Here is a 19,941-nt window from a genome sequence, read left to right on the forward strand (position 1 = left end):
GCATCGACGCACCCCGCGGTAAGTCTGGCCGTCAGCACGGGCGCAGTCTGGCAAGGTCGAGGGCGTTTTTTCAACAGCCCGAACGGCCGACTTCGCCCCTGCATCCGGCAGGCCCCGACCGGAGTCATCAACCCAGCGCGTCGCGTGCCGTCGCGTCCAGACATAGCCGGACCTTGCCGATCAGCTCGTCGATCTCCTCTTCGCCGATCACCAACGGCGGCGAGATGATCATGGTGTCGCCCACCGCCCGCATCACCAGCCCGTTGCGGAAGCAATGCTCGCGGCAGAGCATGCCTACGCCGGGGTCGGCAAAGCGTTCGCGGGTCTTCTTGTTCTTCACCAGTTCCAGCGCACCGAGCATGCCGACGCCACGTGCCTGGCCCACCAGTGGGTGTTCGGCCAGCTCCTGCCAGCGAGACTGCAAATAAGGTGCCGTATGGGCCTTCACCCGCTCGATGATCTTTTCTTCGCGCAGGATGCGGATGTTTTCCAGCGCCACCGCCGCGGCGACCGGATGGCCCGAATAAGTGAAGCCGTGGTAGAACTCGCCGCCCTCGTTGAGGGTGCGCACCACTTCGTCGCGCACGATGACGCCGCCCATGGGGATGTAGCCCGAGGTGAGCCCCTTGGCGATCGGCATCAGGTCCGGCTCGAGGCCGTAGTAGTCGCTGCCGAACCACTCGCCGGTGCGCCCGAAGCCACAGATCACCTCGTCGGCGATCAGCAGGATCTCGTGGCGCGCGAGGATTTCCTTGATCCGCGGCCAGTAGCTGTCTGGCGGGATGATCACGCCCCCGGCGCCCTGGATCGGCTCGGCGATGAACGCGGCGACCTTGTCCTCGCCGACCTCGAGAATCTTCTGCTCCAGCTGATCGGCGATGCGAATGCCGAATTCCTCCGGCTCCATGTCGCCGCCTTCGCCGTACCAGTAGGGCTGGTCGATATGCTCGATACCGGGAATCGGGAAGTCGCCCTGGCCGTGCATCGCCTTCATTCCGCCGAGGCTGGCGCCGGCGACGGTCGAGCCGTGATAGCCATTCCAGCGGCCGATGACCACCTTTTTCTCCGGCTTGCCCTTGGTTGCCCAGTAATGGCGCACCATGCGCAGCACGGTGTCGTTGGCTTCGGAGCCCGAGCCGGTGAAGAACACATGTTGCATGCCGGGCGGGGCGATTTCGGCAATGGCGCGTGCCAGCGCCAACGCCGGCGGATGAGCGGTCTGAAAGAACAGGTTGTAGTACGGCAGCTCGCGCATCTGCCGGGCTGCGGCTTCGACCAGCTCTTCGCGGCCGTAACCGACGTTCACGCACCAGAGCCCAGCCATGGCATCGAGGATGCGGTGACCTTCGCTGTCCCACAGGTGAACGCCCGAGGCGCGAGTGATCACTCGCGCGCCCTTGGCGTTGAGCGCCTTGTAGTCAGTGAACGGCGGCAGGTGATGGTCCCGGCTCAGCGCTTGCCAGTGCAGGGTTTGCGAATCGCTCATCAGTCACCTCGTTGCCAGTAAGTGTGTTGTCGGTGCGCCAGCGCCTGGTCTGCGCATCGTTGCCCTACACCGAGAGCATCAGGAACTCCCGCTCCCAGGAGCTGATCACCCGGTGGTAGTTCTCCTGTTCGGCGCGCTTGACCGCGATGTAACCGGTGATGAACTTCGGGCTCAGGTACTTGCGCAGTTCGCGGCAGTTCTCCATGCGCTCGAGTGCGGTCTCCAGCGTCAGCGGCAGGCGCAGGTTGCGACGCTCGTAGCCGCGGCCGCGAACCTGCGGGCTGGGGTTGAGCTCCTCGACCATGCCGATGAAGCCGCACAACAGGCTGGCGGCAATGGCCAGGTAGGGGTTGGCGTCGGCGCCGGCCAGGCGATTCTCGACACGTCGGTTCTGCGGGTCGGAATCCGGTACGCGCAGGCCCACGGTGCGGTTCTCCTCACCCCATTCGACGTTCACCGGCGCCGAGGTGTCGGGCAGGAAACGGCGGAACGAATTGACGTTCGGCGCGAACATCGGCAGCAATTCGGGAATGTACTTCTGCAGCCCGCCGACGTGGTTCAGGAACAGCTGGCTCATCGAGCCGTCCGGGTTGGAGAAGATGTTGCGCCCGGTTTCCAGGTCCACCACGCTCTGGTGCAGATGCATCGCGCTGCCCGGCTCGCCGGTCATCGGCTTGGCCATGAAGGTTGCCGCGACGTTGTGCTTGAGCGCCGCCTCGCGCATGGTGCGCTTGAACACGAGGATCTGGTCGGCCAGATGCAGCGCCTCGCCGTGACGGAAGTTGATCTCCATCTGCGCGGTGCCTTCTTCGTGAATCAACGTGTCCAGGTCCAACCCCTGGGCTTCGCACCAGTCGTACATGTCCTCGAACAGCGGGTCGAACTCGTTGGCCGCATCGATGGAAAAGGACTGCCGGCCGGTTTCCTGGCGCCCGGAGCGGCCGATCGGCGGCTGGAATGGCAGGTCCGGGTCCTCGCAGCGCTTGGTCAGGTAGAACTCCATTTCCGGCGCGACGATGGGCTGCCAGCCCTTGTCGGCGTACATCTTCAACACGCGCTTGAGAATGTTGCGCGGCGACAGCTCGATGGGGTTGCCCATCTTGTCGTAGGTGTCGTGAATGACCTGGGCGGTCGGTTCGATTGCCCAGGGCACGAGAAACACGGCGTTCGGGTCCGGCCGGCAGAACATGTCGATGTCGGCCGGGTCGAGCAGCTCGTAGTAGATCTCGTCCTCGACGTAATCGCCGGTCACGGTCTGCAGCAGCACGCTCTCGGGCAGGCGCATGCCCTTTTCGCCAAGAAACTTGTTGGTCGGCGAGATCTTGCCGCGGGCGATGCCGGTCAAATCGCTGATCAGGCACTCGACTTCGGTGATCTTGCGTTCTTTCAGCCAGCCGGTGAGCTGGTCGAGCTTGATAGTCATGATGACCTCGGTTGATGAAGTTGCGCCGCCGCCTCAGCGCCGCTCGGCGCGTGCCCGACAGGCTTCGGCGAAGCCTTTGAACAGCGCCAGGTAATGCGGGTTCTGCTGCACCTGCCATTCCGGATGCCATTGCACGCCAAGGGCGAAGCTGCGTGCGCCTTCGACGGAAAAGGCCTCGATCAGCCCGTCCGGGGCCAGCGCCTCGATACGCAGGCCGGTGCCCAGCCGCTCCACCCCCTGGCCGTGAACGGAGTTGACCTGAATCTGTGCCGGCAGGCCGAGGCGCTCGAGCAGGCCGCCCGGCTGCACGTGCAGCGGGTGACTCAACCCATACTGTACTTCCAGCGGATCGTCGGGGCGCTCGCGATGGTCTTGATAGGGCCCGACTTCGTGCACCTTCTGGTGCAGGCTGCCGCCAAAGGCGACATTCATTTCCTGGAAGCCGCGGCAGATGCCGAACACCGGAATGCCCGCATCGACCGCCGCGCGGATCAGCGGCAGCGTCAGGCTGTCGCGCGACGGATCGTGATGCGTGCCGGCCTCGCTGGCAGGGCCGCTGTAGTGGTGCGGCTCGACGTTCGATGGCGAACCGGTGAACAGGAAGCCGTCGAAACGTTCAAGCAGGGTAGCCTGGTCGATCAGCTCGTCCAGCGCCGGAATGATCAGGGGCATCCCGGCGATCGCCGCGGCGCGCAGGTATTTGTCGCCTGCAATATGGAAACCGTGATGACCGAGTTGACGGGTGCAAGCGGAAACGCCGATCAGGGGCATGCGAGGCATCGGAAACTCTTGCTAAAAAGTAGGAAGCGCCGTTGGAGAGTAGTCTTGTTCATTTTTATAGACAATAGCCGGCCAGGCGGCCAGGCGCCTGCTGGGTTGCAAGCGCCGGAAAAGCTGCGCAAACGCCCCATAAACGCCCACGCAGCGCATAAATGGGGCATTACATGGGCGCTATTGACAGCCTATGGCCTTTCGGATTGACTCCTAGCCATGCACCCGGTGATTGAAATTTTTAACAATAAGGTACGCCATCATGCTCCCCCCGCCACGTGCCGTTCAGCTCAACGAAGCTAACGCATTTCTCAAGGAACATCCGGAGGTGCTCTATGTCGACCTCCTGATCACGGACATGAACGGGGTCGTGCGCGGCAAGCGCATCGAGCGCGGCAGCCTGCACAAGGTCTACGAGAAAGGCATCAACCTGCCCGCCTCGCTGTTCGCGCTGGACATCAATGGCATCACCGTCGAAAGCACCGGGCTGGGTATGGACATCGGCGATTCGGATCGCTGCTGTTTCCCAATCCCCAATACCCTGTCGAAGGAACCCTGGCAGAAGCGGCCCACCGCACAGCTGCTGATGTCGATGCACGAACGTGACGGCGAACCGTTCTTCGCCGATCCGCGCGAGGTGCTGCGCCGCGTGGTGGCGCGCTTCGCCGAACTGGAGCTGACCATCTGCGCCGCCTTCGAGATCGAGTTCTACCTGATCGACCAGGAAAACGTGAATGGCCGTCCGCAGCCGCCGCGCTCGCCGATTTCCGGCAAGCGGCCGCACTCGACCCAGGTCTATCTGATCGACGATCTCGACGAGTACGTCGACTGCCTGCAGGACATCCTGGAAGGCGCCAAGGAGCAGGGCATTCCGGCCGACGCGATCGTCAAGGAAAGCGCTCCGGCGCAATTCGAGGTCAACCTGCACCACGTGGCCGACCCGGTGAAGGCCTGCGACTACGCAGTGCTGCTCAAGCGGCTGATCAAGAACATCGCCTACGACCACGAGATGGACACCACCTTCATGGCCAAGCCCTATCCGGGCCAGGCCGGCAACGGCCTGCATGTGCACATCTCGCTGCTGGACAAGCACGGCAACAACATCTTCGCCACCGACAACCCGCTGGAAAGCCAGCCGCTGCGCCACGCGATCGGCGGGCTGCAGGAGACCATGGCCGCCTCGATGGCCTTTCTCTGCCCGAACGTCAATTCCTATCGCCGTTTCGGCGCCCAGTTCTACGTGCCCAACGCGCCATGTTGGGGCCTGGACAACCGCACCGTGGCACTGCGCGTGCCTACCGACAGCTCCGATGCGGTGCGCATCGAGCACCGTGTTGCCGGCTCGGACGCCAACCCCTACCTGATGCTCGCCGCGGTCCTGGCTGGCATCCATCACGGCCTGTCCAACCGCATCGAGCCGGACGACCCGGTGGAGGGCAATTCCTATGAGCAGGTCGAGCAGAGCCTGCCGACGAACCTGCGCGATGCCCTGCGCCAGCTGGATGACAGCGAGATCATGGCTCGCTACATCAGCCCCGACTACATCGACATCTTTGTCGCCTGCAAGGAAAGCGAGCTGGCCGAGTTCGAACATTCGATTTCCGATCTCGAATACAACTGGTACCTGCACACCGTCTGAAGCCGACAGCACGCCATGGCACCGGCGCCTGCCGGTGCCGGTTGCATCGGAGCGGCTGGCTGGCTTCCAATGACGGCCCCGTCCAGCGAGTTCGTCATGGCCCGTCCCGCCACCACCCGCCGCCCCCGCGCCAGCAGCCAGGCGCGCATCGACAGCATTCTTGCCGCCTCGCGCGCACTGCTGGCCGAGCAGGGCGTTGCCGGCCTGTCGATCTACAGCGTCGCCGAACGCGCCGGTTTGCCGCCGTCCTCCGTGTATCACTTCTTCCCCGGCGTCGCGCAACTGCTCGAAGCCTTGATCGGCCAGGTGCATGCGGCGTTTCGCGATTGCCTGGCTCAGCCGATCGAAGGCCCGCTGACGCGCTGGCAGGAGCTTTCGAGGGTGATCGAGTTGCGCATGCTGGCGATCTACGCGCAGGACCCTGCCGCTCGCCAGCTGATCCTCGCGCAGCATGGGCTGGCCGAGGTGACCCGGGCCGACCTGTCCCACGACATCGAACTCGGCAAGGCCATGCGAGTCCTCTTTGAACAGCGGTTCGTGCTGCCCCCGCTGCCGGATGAACCCGACGTGTTCAGCCTGGCGCTGGAGCTGGGCGACCGCGTCTATGCGCGTTCAATCCAGCAGTACGGACGGATTACCGAGCGCATGGCCGAGGAAGGCATGCGGGTATTCGACGCCTATCTCGGGCTTTATCTGCCGCCGTTTCTGCCTGCCGCGCCGAATTAATGCCGATAAATATCGACAAATCTAACCATCGCAAGCAGCTGTATCGAGATTTACTGGTTTTCAGGCCGATAAACATCGACTAGAGTGCGCTCATCTCAGCGCCCTTCCGCACCCGCGAGGTATTGCCATGACCCGTAACGTCACCGTCGCCGCCACCCAGATGGCCTGTTCCTGGGATCGCCAGGCGAACATTGCCAACGCCGAAAAGCTGGTGCGCGAGGCCGCCGGCAAGGGCGCGCAGATCATCCTGATCCAGGAGCTGTTCGAAACCCCGTATTTCTGCCAGAAGCCCAACCCGGAGTACCTGCAGCTGGCGACGCCGGTGGAGCAGAACCCGGCGATCCAGCATTTTCAGAAGCTTGCCGCCGAGCTGCAGGTCGTCCTGCCGGTGAGCTTCTTCGAGCTGTCCGGGCGGGCACGTTTCAATTCCATCGCCATCATCGATGCCGACGGCTCGTTGCTGGGCGTCTACCGTAAAAGCCACATTCCGGACGGGCCGGGCTATCATGAGAAGTACTACTTCAACCCCGGCGACACCGGGTTCAAGGTCTGGAACACCCGTTACGCGAAGATCGGCGTCGCCATCTGCTGGGACCAGTGGTTCCCCGAGACGGCGCGCAGCATGGCGCTGATGGGCGCCGAGCTGCTGTTCTACCCGACCGCCATCGGCAGCGAGCCGCACGATCCGAGCATCACCTCGCGCGACCACTGGCAGCGCGTTCAGCAGGGGCATGCCGGGGCCAACCTGATGCCACTGATCGCCAGCAACCGCATCGGTACCGAAGAGCAGGACGGTTACGACATCACCTTCTACGGCTCCTCGTTCATCGCCGACCAGTTCGGCGCCAAGGTCGAGGAGCTGGACGAAACCAGCGAAGGGGTGCTGGTGCACAGCTTCGACCTCGACAAGCTCGAGCACATCCGCAGCGCCTGGGGCGTGTTCCGCGACCGCCGGCCGAACCTGTACGGCCCGATCCGGACGCTCGACGGCCAAGCGCCGTCGGCCTGAACGCAGGGGTGGAAAACCGCGCAGCGTTTTCCACCTGGGACGCCACGTGGTGGAAAAGGCCTGCGGCCGTTTTCCACCCTACCAGGACCTCAGCCATGACCACCCTCAGCTCCACGCCTCGCCAAGACGGCTACCACATGCCTGCCGAATGGGCGCCGCACAGCCAGACCTGGATGGTCTGGCCGCAGCGCCCGGACAACTGGCGCGACAACGGCGCGCCGGCACAGGCTGCGTTCGCAGCGGTCGCCAGGGCTATCGCGCAGTTCGAGCCGGTGACCGTCTGCGCCAGCGCCGAACAGTACCTCGCCGCCCGTGCGGCGCTGGACGACCCGCGCATTCGCGTGGTGGAGCTGACCACCGACGACGCCTGGGTGCGAGACACGGGGCCTACCTTCGTCATCGACGGCCAGCGCGGCCTGCGTGGCGTCGACTGGACCTTCAACGCCTGGGGCGGTGAAGACGGCGGGCTCTATGCCGACTGGCAGCGCGACGACGAAGTGGCACGCAAGATTCTCGAGATCGAACACTGCGACCGCTATCGCACCGAGGGTTTCGTGCTCGAGGGCGGATCGATTCACGTCGACGGCGAAGGCACGCTGATCACCACCGAGGAATGCCTGCTCAACCGCAACCGCAATCCGCATCTGTCGCGCGAAGAGATCGAGACGGTGCTCACCGAGCATCTGGGTATCGAAAAGGTGATCTGGCTGCCGTGGGGGCTGTACAACGACGAAACCGACGGCCATGTCGACAACTTCTGCTGCTTTGTGCGCCCCGGCGAAGTGTTGCTGGCCTGGACCGACGACCCGGACGACCCGAACTACGAACGCTGTCACGAGGCGCTGCGGCGGCTGGATGCGGCCCGTGACGCACGCGGCCGCGCGTTGAAGGTACATCGCATGCCGATTCCCGGCCCGCTGCACGCCACGGCCGAGGAATGCGCCGGCGTCGTGGCGCTCGATGGCAGCCAACTGCGCGATCCCGCCATCCGCCTGGCCGGCAGCTACGTCAACTTCCTCATCGTCAATGGCGGCATCATCGCGCCGGCCTTCGGCGACCCTCGCGATGGCGAAGCCGAAGCCATCCTGCGCCGGGTCTTTCCCGAGCGTGCGGTGGTGATGGTGCCAGGGCGGGAGATCCTGCTCGGCGGCGGCAATATCCACTGCATCACCCAGCAGCAGCCACGCCCCGCCTGAACGCCGGACGGGCCGCCACGTCGCATCGGTGACAGGGAGCGGCCCTTGGCAAGCCGGCGAGCACGGCGAACGGATTGCCCAGCGTCCGCGCTGCATCGCAACGGCCGTCGGCGCCCATTGCCGGCCGCCAACCTGACCTTACTCTCGTTTTTGCACCGCTCAGCGGTTTTTCCGTGAACCTCGTCACCCGGTGCAGTGGCGAACTGAACTCCAATGCGGCGATCGGGTCGCGCCTGGCTGGCGCGCACCTTCTGCACACACGACTTCAAGGAGGAAATCGCGTGCTAGCCCGCTATTGCGCTCTCGTTTCACTCATCGCCACGCTTCTGCTGACCGGCTGCGCCGGCAACTACCGCTTCAACGACGCCGACTACCGGCCACTGGGCGAACCCCAAAGCGCCAAGCGCGCCAGCTGAGCGGGGGAAGTCGCATGGAATTGGTTTTCGAAATGCTCGGTGCCCAGCAGTTCGCGCCGGGCGTGAGCGCGCGCAAGTCGTTCAAACAGGCCGGCGGTTTGATCGGCCGGGCGGAAAATTGCGACTGGGTGATTCCCGACCGCAAGCGCGTGGTGTCCAGCCGGCACGCCGAAGTCAGCTATCGGGATGGCGCCTTTTATCTCACCGACACCAGCAGCAACGGCATACGCCTGAAGGATAGCGGGGCGGCACTGCGCAAGGGCGAGCCACAGCGCATCGAGCACGGTGACATCTATTGCCTGGGTGATTTCGAGATTCAGGCGCGTCTGATCCGCGATCCGGCGCTGTTCGAAAGCGAGGTGGGTCGTCCGCAGCCGGCTGGCAGCATCATTCCCGACGACGCCTTTCTCGACCTTGACCCGATGCTCGCGCTCGAGCAGCAGGAACGCATTTATGCCGAGACCGATGAGCTGACCGCGGTGCTCGCGCCGGTGAGCGCGGCGGCGCTGCAGCCCGACTATGCACAGATCGACGAGGAGAACCTGCAGGTCCCGCGACTGGTCACCGAGCCGGTCGCCGACGCACCGCCCCCGGCAGCCGAGCCGGAGCGGCTGGGGGACGATTTCTGGGCGAGCTTTGCCGAGGCGCTCGGCCTTTGCCTCGATGGGCTCGACGAGCAGGCGCGGCAAGCCCTGGCGCTGCGCACGGCGCGCCTGTTCAGGCAGAGTGTCGGCAGCCTGCAGCAGGCACTGCGCACGCGCAGCGAGCTGAAGAACGAGCTGCGTCTGCCGTTGACCACCGTACAGAGTGCTGGCAACAACCCTCTCAAGCACAGCCCCGACACCGACGCGGCGGTCCAGGCCTTGCTGCTGGCCCCCAAGCCGGGGCAGCTGCCGGCCGAGCAGGCGATCGGCCGCGGCTATCGCGATCTGCAGGCCCATCAGGTCGCCCTGCTGGCCGCCAGCCGGGCCGCGGTCAAGGGCGTATTCGAGCAACTGTCGCCGCAACAGCTGACCCTGCGGTTCGAGCAGGAGCGCAAGCCATTGCTGGCCACCGCCGGCAGTCGCTGGCGCGCCTATCGCCGGTGGCACGAGCGGCTTCAGCGTGACGACGACTGGAGCGAACGCCTGTTCGCCAGGGATTTCGCCCGTACCTACGAGGAACAGGTGCGCCTGATCGCCACCCTCGACACCGACCTTCAAGGATGAACCTCATGACCCGACTCTCCGCTCTGCTGCTCGCTGCCGGGCTGTCGCTGCTTGCCGGCTGCGCAGCGCTTTCGCCGTACTCGGAGCTGACCAAGCTCGATCTCGCATTGGTCGGCAGCGACGAGCTGAACCCCGACCTCAATGGCCGGCCATCGCCTATCGTGGTGCGCCTGATCGAACTCAGGCACCCGGTGACGTTCCAGAACGCGGACTTCTTTTCGCTGTATCAGCGCCCCAGGGAAGTGCTGTCGCCGGACATGGTGGTGCAGGAAGAGCTGGAGCTGCGGCCGGGCGAGCGGCGCGAGCTGAAGCTGCACGTCGGCACGGACAGCCGCTACGTGGGTGTGCTCGCCGCCTATCGCGACCTGCCGGAAACGAACTGGCGGCAGGTCATCGCGCTGAGCCCGAAAGCACGCAACCACAGCCGCCTGGAGCTGGGCGAGCACGGTATTCGTGAACTCGACGAGCCCGGCCAGGAGTGATGCGATGACCATGAACAAGGTGGTCTGGCAGGAAGGCATGCTGCTGTGTCCGCAGCACTTTCAGCAGAACGATCGATACCACGACTTCCAGCTGAAGGCACGCACGCGACAGCTCGGCCTCTACAGCTGGGGCTTCTTCGAGCTGGAGATCGATCGCCAGTTTCTCAACATGGGCAAGCTGGTGCTCAGCCAGGCCCGCGGCATACTGCCGGATGGCAGCCTGTTCGAAATCGGTGCCGAGCGCGAGCCACTGGCACTGGACGTGCCCGCCAACACGAGCAATACGCCGGTCTATCTGGCGCTGCCGCTGGTGACCGCCAATCACATCGAAAGCCGACGGCTCGAACAGAAGGACGTATTGGCCCGCTATGTCGCCCATGATGAAGATGTCGCCGACTCCAATGCCGGCGACACCACGGTCAGCCAGGTCAGCACCGCGCGCCCCGACTTCCGGCTGCTGCTCGGCGAGCAGGACAGCGACCAGGCCTACGTGCGGCTGAAACTCTGCGACGTGCTGGACACCACGCCCGACGGCGTGATCAGCCTCGACGCCGACTACATCCCGACCTATATCGACTTCCAGGCATCCGGCTACCTGCTCTCCTGCCTGAAGGAAGTGATCAGCATGCTGGCGCATCGCGGCGACATCCTCGCCGAGCGCATCCGCGCCACCGGCAAGGTCGGCGGTGCCGAGGTCGGTGATTTCATGATGCTGCAGCTGATCAACCGCTACGAGCCGGTGCTGCGGCACTACCTGGGCCTGGAGCGCGTGCATCCCGAACAGATCTACCGCGAGCTGCTCGGCCTGCTCGGCGAGCTGGCGACCTTTTCCAGCGAGACCAAGCGGCCCAGGCTCGATGGCCGTTATCTGCACGGCGACCAGGGCCAGAGCTTTCGCAGGCTGATGGATGCGATTCGCCAGGTGCTATCGATGGTGCTCGAGCAGCATGCCATCGAGATGCTGCTGCAGCAGCGCCAGTACGGCATCCAGGTCTCGCCGCTGCACGACCACAAGCTGCTCGGCAGCGCGTCCTTCGTACTCGCCGCCAGCGCGCAGTGCGACTCCGAAGAGCTGCGCCAACGTCTGCCGGCGCACCTGAAGGTCGGCCCGGTCGAGCGCATCCGCCAGTTGGTCAATCTGCACCTGCCGGGCATTCGTGTCCGCCCGCTACCGGTGGCCCCGCGGCAGATTCCCTTCCATTCGGGCAAGACCTACTTCGCGCTGGAGCTGAGCTCCGAGGAGCTGGCGCAGCTCGAGCGCTCGGGCGGCTTCGCCTTCCACGTGTCCGGAGAATTCTCCGGGCTCGAGCTGAAATTCTGGGCTATCAGGAACTAGCTATGACCACCAGGGACATGGACTACGGTCAGGACGACCGCACCGTCATCCTCGACCGCAACGGGGCAGCACCGGCGCAGAGCCCGCTGACCGACTTCAGCGAACCGCCGCGTTACGAGCAGCTGGAAGAGCGGATGATCTATGCCGCGCGCCTGCGCCCGGCGGAGTCCTTCAATGCCAGCCTCAACCCGCTGGTCGCCGCCGCTTCGGCGTTGCTCTCCGAAGTCGTGCGCCTTAAGCACAGTTTCGAGGCCGAGGACCTGCAGGCGCTGCACCGGCGCCTGTCGGCGGACCTCAAGCTGTTCGAGCATCGATCGCTGCATGAGGGCGCCGAGAGCAGCCAGGTCATGGCCGCGCGCTACGTGCTCTGCACCGTGCTCGACGAGGCGGTGGTGACCACGCCCTGGGGTAACGAAAGCCAGTGGTCGCAGATGAGCCTGCTGTCGTCGTTCCACAACGAGACCTTTGGCGGTGAGAAGTTCTTCCAGCTGCTCGAGCGGCTCTCGCGTAACCCGGTCAAGCACCTGCCGATGCTCGAGTTGATGTACCTGTGCCTGTCGCTTGGTTTCGAGGGCAAGTACCGCGTGCTGCCGCGCGGCATGCTCGAGCTGGAGGCCGTGCGCGACAGCCTGTACCGGCAGATTCGCCAGTTGCGTGGTGACGTACCGCGCGAGGTATCGCCGCACTGGCAGGGGCTGAAGGACACCCGCCGCCGACTGGTGCGCATCGTGCCCTGGTGGCTGGTTGCGCTGTTCACGCTGGTCTGCCTGGGCGTCATGTACGGCGGCTTTGCCTGGGTGCTCGAACAGCAGCGCACCGCCGTGCTGCAGCCTTACCAGTCGATCGAGTCGGCGCTGCCGCTCGAATGAACGCCGTATACAAGGACGTAACGCCATGAAGGACTTCTTCGGCAAGCTTGCCGTGCTTTTCCGCAAGACCTGGGTCTGGAGCCTCTGCCTGCTGTTGGTGCTGGCCTTGCTGGTGTGGTTTGCCGGCCCGCTGCTGGCGGTGGCCGAGCACCGCATCTGGGCGTCGGCTCCCAGCCGTCTGCTGACCATCGCCACGCTGTGCCTGGGCTGGGGGCTGTTTCTCGTGTTCAGTAGCTGGCGCGCCAGCCGGCAGGCCGCAGCCGACGCGAGCGACGAACAGCTGCAGGAGCGCTTGCGGCGCCAGGGCCTGATCGGCGAAGAGCAGGCCGAGCTGCGCCAGCGCTTCAAGGCCGCGCTGCGCACCCTCAGTACGTCGTCGCTGTATCGCGGACGCAGCGAGAAATGGCGCAACGAACTGCCCTGGTATCTGCTGATCGGTCCGCAGGGCAGCGGCAAGACCAGCCTGCTGGACTTTTCGGGCCTGGAGTTCCCGCTCAACCGCGGCGAGGCCAGCCGCCTGACACGCGATGTGTCCGGAACTCGTTTCGCCGACTGGTACTTCGCCGAGCATGCCGTACTGATCGATACCGCCGGCCGCTACCTGACCCAGCCGGACGCGGCGGTCGATGCCAGTGGCTGGAACGCGCTGCTCGGCCTCTTGCGCCGACGCCGGACGCGCCCGCTCAACGGCGTGCTGGTCAACCTGCCGGTCGATCAGCTGCAGCAGCTGAGCGAGCTGGAGCTCGAGGCGCTGGCGCGGCAGACCCGGCAGCGCCTGCACGAAGCCCGCGAACGTCTGGGCGCCGAGCTGCCGGTCTACCTGGTGCTGAGCAAGGCGGACAAGGTGATCGGTTTCGACGAGTTCTTCGACCAGCTGTCGCGCGAGGAAAGCGACCAGGTGCTCGGTGCGACCTTCCGTCGGGAGCAGAACGGCACTGACGCACAGGTAGTCCGCGCAGCATTCGAGGCGTTGCTGCAACGCCTGAGCAGCCAGGTCATCCTGCGCATGCATCAGGAGCGCGACACCCAGCGCCGTGGTCGTATCCTCGACTTTCCGCACCAGCTGGGGCAGCTCGGGGAGCGCCTGAGCCTGTTCATCGAGCTGGCCTTCGCCGGCAATCGCTACCAGCGTGCCAGCCACCTGCGCGGGTTTTACCTGACCAGCGCACCGCAGCTGCAGGACTCGCTCGATCCGCTCACCTCGGGAATCGGGCGCCAACTGGGCCTGGCCAGTGGCGCCTTGCCGGCATTCCGCCAGGGCCGTGCCCGCTTCATCCACCACCTGCTCAGCCGGGTGATCTTCGCCGAGGCGGATCTGGCCTCGCTCGACCAGAAGGAAATTCGCCGCATCGACTGGGGCCAGCGTGCCGTTTATGCCTTCGCGCTGGCTTGCCTTGGGCTGTTCGGCATCCTCTGGGCGCAGGGCTTTTCGGCCAACCATGAGCGCCTCGAGCAGTTGCGCGAACTTGCCGAGCGTATCGGGCAGGAAAACCGGGTGCTCGGTCCGACCGACGATGCGCGTCGCACCCTGGCGGCGCTTGACGCCAGCTACGCCGCCACCGAGGTGTTCCCCGCACCGCGCGATGCCGCCTGGTCCGAGCGCAGCGGTCTATATCAGGGCGAGGCGGTCGAGCCGGCGGTCGTCCAGGCTTATCGCGCGCAACTGGAGCGACTGTTGCTGCCGCGGGTGACGCGCCAGCTCGAAGGGCAGATCCGCGCCAACCTCGACGATCGTGAGGAGCTGCTCAACAGCCTACGCGCCTACCTGATGCTGCGCATCGAGGCACGCCGCGATCCGGCATTCCTCAAGCAGTGGCTGGCGGCCGACTGGTCGCTGCGCTACGCCGGCGATGCGCTGGCGCAAAACGGCCTGAATAGCCACTTCGCCCGCCTGCTGGAGCAACCGTTCGCCGCGCCGACGCTGGATGACGACCTGATCGCGAAGGCGCGCCAGACGCTGCGCAGCGAGTCGCTCGCTCAGGTGGTCTACCGCATGCTGCGCGAGCAGGCACGTGCGTTGCCCGACTATCGCCTCGACCAGCACCTCGGCCCGCAGGGCGCCCTGCTGACCGGGGCCGACTACCGGATTCCCGGCTTCTACACACAGCAGGGCTACCGGCAGTACTACCTCACGCAGGGTGGCGACTTGGTCCGCGAGATCCTGCGCGACAACTGGGTACTCGGCGAGGGCGAGAGCCTGAGCAGCCAGGATCTGGCGCGCCTCATGGTGGAAATGGAGCAGCTGTACTTCCGTGACTACGGCAACCTCTGGGGCGAAGCGCTGGCCCAGCTCGCAGTGATGCCGCTGCCTCAGGGCAGCCAGGGCGCCGCTCAGCTGGCAGGGCTGGCCGGTGCCAATTCGCCGCTGCTGCAATTGCTGGTGCAGATCCGCGACAACACCCGCTTCGCCGGCATAGCCAACGCCGCCGAGCAGGCCGAGGGTGCAGCCGCTGCCGTCGCGTCGGCCGACGGCGAGCTCGGCAAGGCCGCGCGCCTCGCCACGGCGGCTGCCGAGCGGGCCCAGGCAGTGCTGGCCAAGGAGCTGCCGGATACCGCACGCAAGGCGCTGGAGCGTCGCTTCGCCACCCTGCACCAGTTGCTCGACGATGTCGGCGGCCCTGGCGCCGAGCTGGCTCCGGCATTGCAGGCGATCGATGCGCTGCAGCTGCAGCTGGCCGGCCTGGCGCATGCCGGCGCGTCCGATCAGGCGGCGTTCGAATGGGCGCGGGCGCGCATGGGCGGACAGCGCGACGCCATAAACGAACTGCGCAGCGCGGCCGCCCGCCTGCCACAGCCGCTCGGCAACTGGTTGACCCTGCTCGCCGAGGACAGTTGGATGCTGGTCCTCGATGAGGCGCACCGCTACCTCAACAGCCGCTATCGCAGCGAGCTCTACGCCTTCTACAAGAACTCGCTGTACAAGCGCTATCCGTTCGATGCGCATAGCCAGAGCGAGGTGGCGATCGCCGATTTCCGCGAGTTCTTCAAGGCTCAGGGCGTGGCGGACAGCTTTTTCGAGCGCTACCTCAGGCCCTTCGTCACCGGTCCGGACGGCAACTATCGGCCTCGTCGCCTGGATGGCCGCGGCCTGCCGCTATCCAGCGCGTTTCTGGGCCAGATGAGCCGCGCGCGCACCATTCAACGCAGCTTCTTCGCCGAGAACCCCGGCGAGCCGCTGATCCGCTTCAAGCTCGAACCCTACTCGCTGGATCCGAGCCTGGGCCGTGCCGACTTCCGTTTCGGCGATCAGCAGCTCGAGTACCGTCATGGCCCGATCGTGCAGACCGCCTTCACCTGGCCGGCACCAGCCGATGATGGCCGTACCAGCCTGGTCGTAGAGGAGCTCGGTGGCCGGCGCGTTGGCATCGAGAAGAACACGGGGCCCTGGTCGCTGTTCCGTCTGGTCGATCTGATGGAGGTGGACTATCACAGCGGCCGCGATGTGCTGATGCTCAAGGCCAACCTGGCCGGCCTGCGGGCGAACTATCTGCTGCACAGCCAGCGCTCGCCGAATCCGTTCGACATCGCCCTGCTGCGCGACTTCAAGCTCCCGGCGATGCTGTGATGACCGCGCTGACCGTAACCTGGCGCAGCGCCGGGCGTTCGGAGGCCGGCAAGGTCCGCCCGCGCAACGAGGATGCCTTTCTCGACTGCCCGGAGCGGGGCCTCTGGGTCGTCGCCGATGGCATGGGCGGGCACCATAACGGCGCCCTGGCCAGCCGGCTGGTGGTCGAGCGGCTCGCCGAGCTGCCGGAGAGCGGCGATCTGGACGCGCGCCTGCTGGCGGCGCGGCAATGCCTGCATCGCCTCAATCGACAGCTCAGCCAGGCGCTCACGGTTACGGCCGATCGCCCCGAACCGCTGATGGGCAGCACCGTGGTCGCCCTGCTGAGGGAGGACGATCGCGCCGTCTGTCTCTGGGCCGGCGACAGCCGCTGCTATCTCTGGCGGCGTGGCAGGCTCTACCAGCTGTCGCGCGACCATTCGCTGCTGCAACAGTTGCTCGACGGTGGGCAATTGAGCCCGGCTCAGGCGGCCGCCCACCCCGGCGCCCATGCGCTGACCCGTGCGATTGGCGCCAGCGAGCAGTTGCAGCTCGACGTGTTGGAATTCAGGGTCCACCCAGGCGATGCCCTGTTGCTCTGCAGCGATGGCCTCTATGGCAGTCTCTCGCCAGATGCCCTGGGCGCCGCGCTCAGCCTGCCCTCGGCTGCCCTGGCCTTGCGCTGCCTGTTCGATGCGGCGCTGGACGGCCCGGCACGCGACAACCTCAGCGCCGTGGTGGTGCGCCCATGAGCAGCCAGGCCCAGGCCATTCCGGCGAGCGACCAGACCTATTTCGCCTTTGCCCCCTCGGCCGCGGTGATCGCCCCCGTGACAACCTCGGTCGGTCCGCTGCCCGACGTGCTGCATGGCCGTTATCGCATCGAGCGCCTGCTCGGCGTTGGCGGTATGGGCGCGGTGTATCTAGCGCGAGATCTGCTGCGAGAGCAATTCGGCGATCCGGAACCGTGGATTGCGCTGAAGACGTTGTCGGAAGAGTTTTCCGAATATCCCGACGCCCACGCGCTGCTCTACAGCGAGTTTGCGCTCACCGCGCGCCTGCGGCATCGACACATCGTGCGGCTCTTCGGCTTCGAGGTAGACCAGGACAGTCGGCGTGCCTTCATCACGCTCGAAAGGCTGAATGGCCCGACGCTGGATCAGGTGCTCGTCGAGCATCCCACTGGCGTGCCGTGGCCGCTGTTGCGCGAGATCGCCGTACCGCTGCTCGAGGCGCTGCAGTATTCACACACCGCCGGAGCCCTGCATGGAGACATCAAGCCGAGCAACATCATCCTTACCGAGGATGGCCTGCGGCTATTCGACTACGGGCTGGGTCAACCGCTGCATGATCTGCTGCCCGGCCTACCGCGTCTGGCGCGCCACCGCTTCGCCGCCTGGACGCCACGCTATGCCGCGCCGGAGCTCCTCGATGGTCACGAGCTCACCGCGACGGCGGACGTCTTCGCCGTCGGCTGCGTGCTGCACGAGCTTGCCGCCGGCGAGCATCCGTTCCGCCGGCTGAGTGCCAAGCAGGCCAAGGCCCTCGCGCTGGACGCCGCGCTAAAGTGCCCGCCCGGCCTGCCGGCCGCCTGCTGGAAAGCGCTGCGCCAGGCGCTCAGGTTCGAACCCACGGCGCGCCCGGATAGCGTTACCCCTTTGCTCGAGGCCTTTCGCCAACCGCAGCCCAGTCGCTGGAAGCGCTGGCTGGGCCTTCACCATGGATGATCACCGGACAGGATGTCGCCTATGTTCAACCCGGCCAACCAACCCCATTTCAGCCTGCAGCTGCCGGTCGAGCATGACCTGCAGGTGCTCGAATTCCGCGGCCGCGAGGCCCTCTCTACGCCCTTCGCCTTCGGGGTCGAACTGGTCAGCGAACGCCCCGACCTGGAGCTGGAAACGCTACTGCATCAGCCGGCCTTTCTCGCCTTCGCCCCGGACGGGGTCGGCATTCACGGCCTGGTCCATCGCATCGCGCAGGGTGAGTCCGGCAAACGCCTGACCCGCTACCGCCTAACGCTGGTGCCGCAGCTCGCCTATCTCGCCCACCGCAGCAACCAGCGCATCTTCCAGCACCTGACCGTGCCGCAGATCGTCGCCCGGGTGCTCGAGGAGCACGGCATCCTCGCCGGCGTCGGCCACCGCTTCGACCTCGGCTCGGTGGTCTATCCCGAACGCGAGTACTGCGTGCAGTACGACGAGAGCGACCTGCATTTCATCCAACGCCTCTGCGAGGAGGAAGGCATCCACTATCACTTCCAGCACAGCGCCGACGGCCATGTGCTGGTGTTCGGCGACGACCAGACGGTGTTTCCCACGCTGCCACCGGTGGCCTATCAGCAGGACTCCGGACTGGTCGCCGATCGCCCGGTGATCAAGCGCTTCGGCCTGCGGCTGGAGACTCGCATCAGCCGCGTGACCCGTCGTGATTACGACTTCGAGAAGCCGCGCCTGACCATGGAAGCGGCGTTTCAGAGTGACTTCCAGCCGGACCTGGAGGATTACGACTACCCCGGCCGCTTCGTCGACCGCAGCCGCGGCAAGCACCTGGCCCAACGGGCGCTGGAAAGGCACCGCCACGACTACGAACGGGCCGAAGGAGAAAGTGACCAGCCCTCGCTGGTCAGCGGTCACTTCCTCGAGCTGACCGAGCATCCCCGCAGCGACTGGAACCAGCTCTGGCTGCTGGACGAGGTGCTCCACGAAGGCAAGCAGCCGCAGGTGCTGGAAGAGTCGATTACCAGCGCGCCCAACTTGCACAGTGCAACCCCCTCTCCCCGCCGGGGAGAGGGCTGGGGTGAGGGGAAACTGGCCGCCACCGAGTTCCACCAGGGTTACCGCAACCACTTCACCGCCACGCCCTGGGATGTTGCCTTCCGCCCGACCCTGCGCCATCCGAAACCCAAGGTGCTCGGCAGCCAGACCGCCGTGGTCACGGGACCTGCCGGCGAAGAGATCCACTGCGACGAATATGGACGGGTGAAGGTCCAGTTCCATTGGGATCGTCATGGCCAGGCCGACGACAAGACCAGCTGCTGGCTGCGCGTCTCCTCCAGCTGGGCCGGAGACCGCTACGGCGGCATCGCGATTCCGCGGGTCGGCATGGAAGTGCTGGTGACCTTTCTCGAAGGCGATCCCGATCAGCCCTTGGTGACCGGCTGCCTGTACCACGCCGAGCACGTCGTGCCCTACGACCTGCCGGCCAACAAGACCCGCACCGTGTTCAAAACGCTGAGCTCACCCGGCGGCGGTGGCTACAACGAGCTACGCATCGAAGACCGTAAGGGCCAAGAGCAGATCTACCTCCACGCCCAGCGCGACTGGGACGAGAACATCGAACACGACCAGAAGATCCGCGTCGGCCACGAACGCCACGACACCGTCGAGGCCAACAGCTACAGCGAATACAAGGCCGAAGAACACCTGATCGTTACCGGCGATCGCAAGGTGGAAGTCAAACCCGACGACCACCTCACCGTCGGCCAGACCCAGCACATCAAGCTCGGCACCGCCCAGCTGACCAAGGCCGGTCGCGAGATCCACCTCAAGGCCGGGCAGAAGATGGTCATCGAAGCCGGCGTCGAACTGACCCTCAAGGCCGGCGGCAGCTTCATCAAGCTCGACCCGGGCGGCATCACCGTTTCCGGCCCGCTGGCGCGGATCAACGCCGGCGGCGCACCGGGCAAGGGTTCGGGGATCAAGATCAAAGCACCGGTGCTGCCGAGCATGGCCGATAGCGACAAGGCCGGGAGCTTGTTGGAGCAGGCGTTGGCGAATGAGTCCTCAGAACCCAAGCAGCCCAAACGAATGTTCAACTTCTCGGGCTGATGGCTTA

16 protein-coding genes are annotated in these 19,941 nt (G+C 65.6%); 13 read left to right on the forward strand and 3 right to left on the reverse strand.

The features are described from left to right. Nucleotides 1-127 precede the first annotated feature (127 nt). The 3 genes from AC0KXH_RS19060 to AC0KXH_RS19070 form a co-directional block, all read right to left on the reverse strand. Nucleotides 128-1,486, reverse strand: a complete 1,359-nt coding sequence (locus AC0KXH_RS19060; RefSeq protein WP_043222674.1) for an aspartate aminotransferase family protein — start codon at nucleotides 1,484-1,486, stop codon at nucleotides 128-130. A gap of 64 nt (nucleotides 1,487-1,550) precedes the next feature. After that, nucleotides 1,551-2,909 (reverse strand): glutamine synthetase family protein, encoded by a 1,359-nt coding sequence (locus AC0KXH_RS19065; protein ID WP_041108962.1) that lies wholly within the window; start codon nucleotides 2,907-2,909, stop codon nucleotides 1,551-1,553. A 33-nt stretch (nucleotides 2,910-2,942) separates the two neighbouring features. Continuing rightward, the gene (locus tag AC0KXH_RS19070) at nucleotides 2,943-3,689 is read right to left on the reverse strand and encodes a gamma-glutamyl-gamma-aminobutyrate hydrolase family protein (RefSeq protein WP_200629513.1); all 747 of its coding nucleotides are present in this window, start codon (nucleotides 3,687-3,689) and stop codon (nucleotides 2,943-2,945) included. A gap of 253 nt (nucleotides 3,690-3,942) precedes the next feature. Here AC0KXH_RS19070 and AC0KXH_RS19075 point away from each other — a divergent pair, with 253 nt between their 5' ends. The 13 genes from AC0KXH_RS19075 (at nucleotide 3,943) to AC0KXH_RS19135 (ending at nucleotide 19,934) form a co-directional block, all read left to right on the forward strand. Next, a complete protein-coding gene (locus AC0KXH_RS19075) occupies nucleotides 3,943-5,319 on the forward strand; it encodes a glutamine synthetase family protein (protein ID WP_488223884.1) in 1,377 nt (458 codons plus the stop codon). Nucleotides 5,320-5,415: 96 nt separating this feature from the next. Continuing rightward, nucleotides 5,416-6,045, forward strand: a complete 630-nt coding sequence (locus AC0KXH_RS19080) for a TetR/AcrR family transcriptional regulator (RefSeq protein ID WP_043223354.1) — start codon at nucleotides 5,416-5,418, stop codon at nucleotides 6,043-6,045. Nucleotides 6,046-6,172: 127 nt separating this feature from the next. After that, nucleotides 6,173-7,054, forward strand: coding sequence for an N-carbamoylputrescine amidase (gene aguB / locus AC0KXH_RS19085; RefSeq protein ID WP_061338766.1), 882 nt, complete (start codon nucleotides 6,173-6,175; stop codon nucleotides 7,052-7,054). A gap of 95 nt (nucleotides 7,055-7,149) precedes the next feature. After that, nucleotides 7,150-8,250, forward strand: coding sequence for an agmatine deiminase (aguA, locus tag AC0KXH_RS19090; protein WP_313307519.1), 1,101 nt, complete (start codon nucleotides 7,150-7,152; stop codon nucleotides 8,248-8,250). A gap of 281 nt (nucleotides 8,251-8,531) precedes the next feature. Continuing rightward, entirely contained in the window at nucleotides 8,532-8,666 is a 135-nt protein-coding gene (locus AC0KXH_RS19095) for a hypothetical protein (protein WP_041108952.1), read from the forward strand. A gap of 14 nt (nucleotides 8,667-8,680) precedes the next feature. Next, nucleotides 8,681-9,874 (forward strand): type VI secretion system-associated FHA domain protein TagH, encoded by a 1,194-nt coding sequence (gene tagH / locus AC0KXH_RS19100; RefSeq protein ID WP_200290401.1) that lies wholly within the window; start codon nucleotides 8,681-8,683, stop codon nucleotides 9,872-9,874. A 5-nt stretch (nucleotides 9,875-9,879) separates the two neighbouring features. Beyond that, nucleotides 9,880-10,356, forward strand: a complete 477-nt coding sequence (tssJ, locus tag AC0KXH_RS19105; protein ID WP_488223885.1) for a type VI secretion system lipoprotein TssJ — start codon at nucleotides 9,880-9,882, stop codon at nucleotides 10,354-10,356. Nucleotides 10,357-10,360: 4 nt separating this feature from the next. Beyond that, on the forward strand, nucleotides 10,361-11,692 hold the full coding sequence (tssK, locus tag AC0KXH_RS19110) for a type VI secretion system baseplate subunit TssK (RefSeq protein WP_488223886.1): 1,332 nt from the start codon (nucleotides 10,361-10,363) through the stop codon (nucleotides 11,690-11,692). Nucleotides 11,693-11,694: 2 nt separating this feature from the next. Further along, on the forward strand, nucleotides 11,695-12,561 hold the full coding sequence (gene icmH, locus AC0KXH_RS19115) for a type IVB secretion system protein IcmH/DotU (protein ID WP_043222662.1): 867 nt from the start codon (nucleotides 11,695-11,697) through the stop codon (nucleotides 12,559-12,561). A gap of 25 nt (nucleotides 12,562-12,586) precedes the next feature. Then, nucleotides 12,587-16,126, forward strand: coding sequence for a type VI secretion system membrane subunit TssM (tssM, locus tag AC0KXH_RS19120; RefSeq protein WP_488223887.1), 3,540 nt, complete (start codon nucleotides 12,587-12,589; stop codon nucleotides 16,124-16,126). Further along, nucleotides 16,126-16,857 (forward strand): PP2C family protein-serine/threonine phosphatase, encoded by a 732-nt coding sequence (locus AC0KXH_RS19125; RefSeq protein WP_041108940.1) that lies wholly within the window; start codon nucleotides 16,126-16,128, stop codon nucleotides 16,855-16,857. Before tssM ends, AC0KXH_RS19125 begins: the two co-directional genes overlap by 1 nt. Beyond that, on the forward strand, nucleotides 16,854-17,831 hold the full coding sequence (locus AC0KXH_RS19130) for a serine/threonine-protein kinase (protein WP_043222656.1): 978 nt from the start codon (nucleotides 16,854-16,856) through the stop codon (nucleotides 17,829-17,831). Before AC0KXH_RS19125 ends, AC0KXH_RS19130 begins: the two co-directional genes overlap by 4 nt. A gap of 21 nt (nucleotides 17,832-17,852) precedes the next feature. After that, entirely contained in the window at nucleotides 17,853-19,934 is a 2,082-nt protein-coding gene (locus tag AC0KXH_RS19135; RefSeq protein ID WP_488223888.1) for a type VI secretion system Vgr family protein, read from the forward strand. Nucleotides 19,935-19,941 lie beyond the last annotated feature (7 nt).

Source organism: Stutzerimonas sp. CXK-1, from assembly GCF_057738225.1.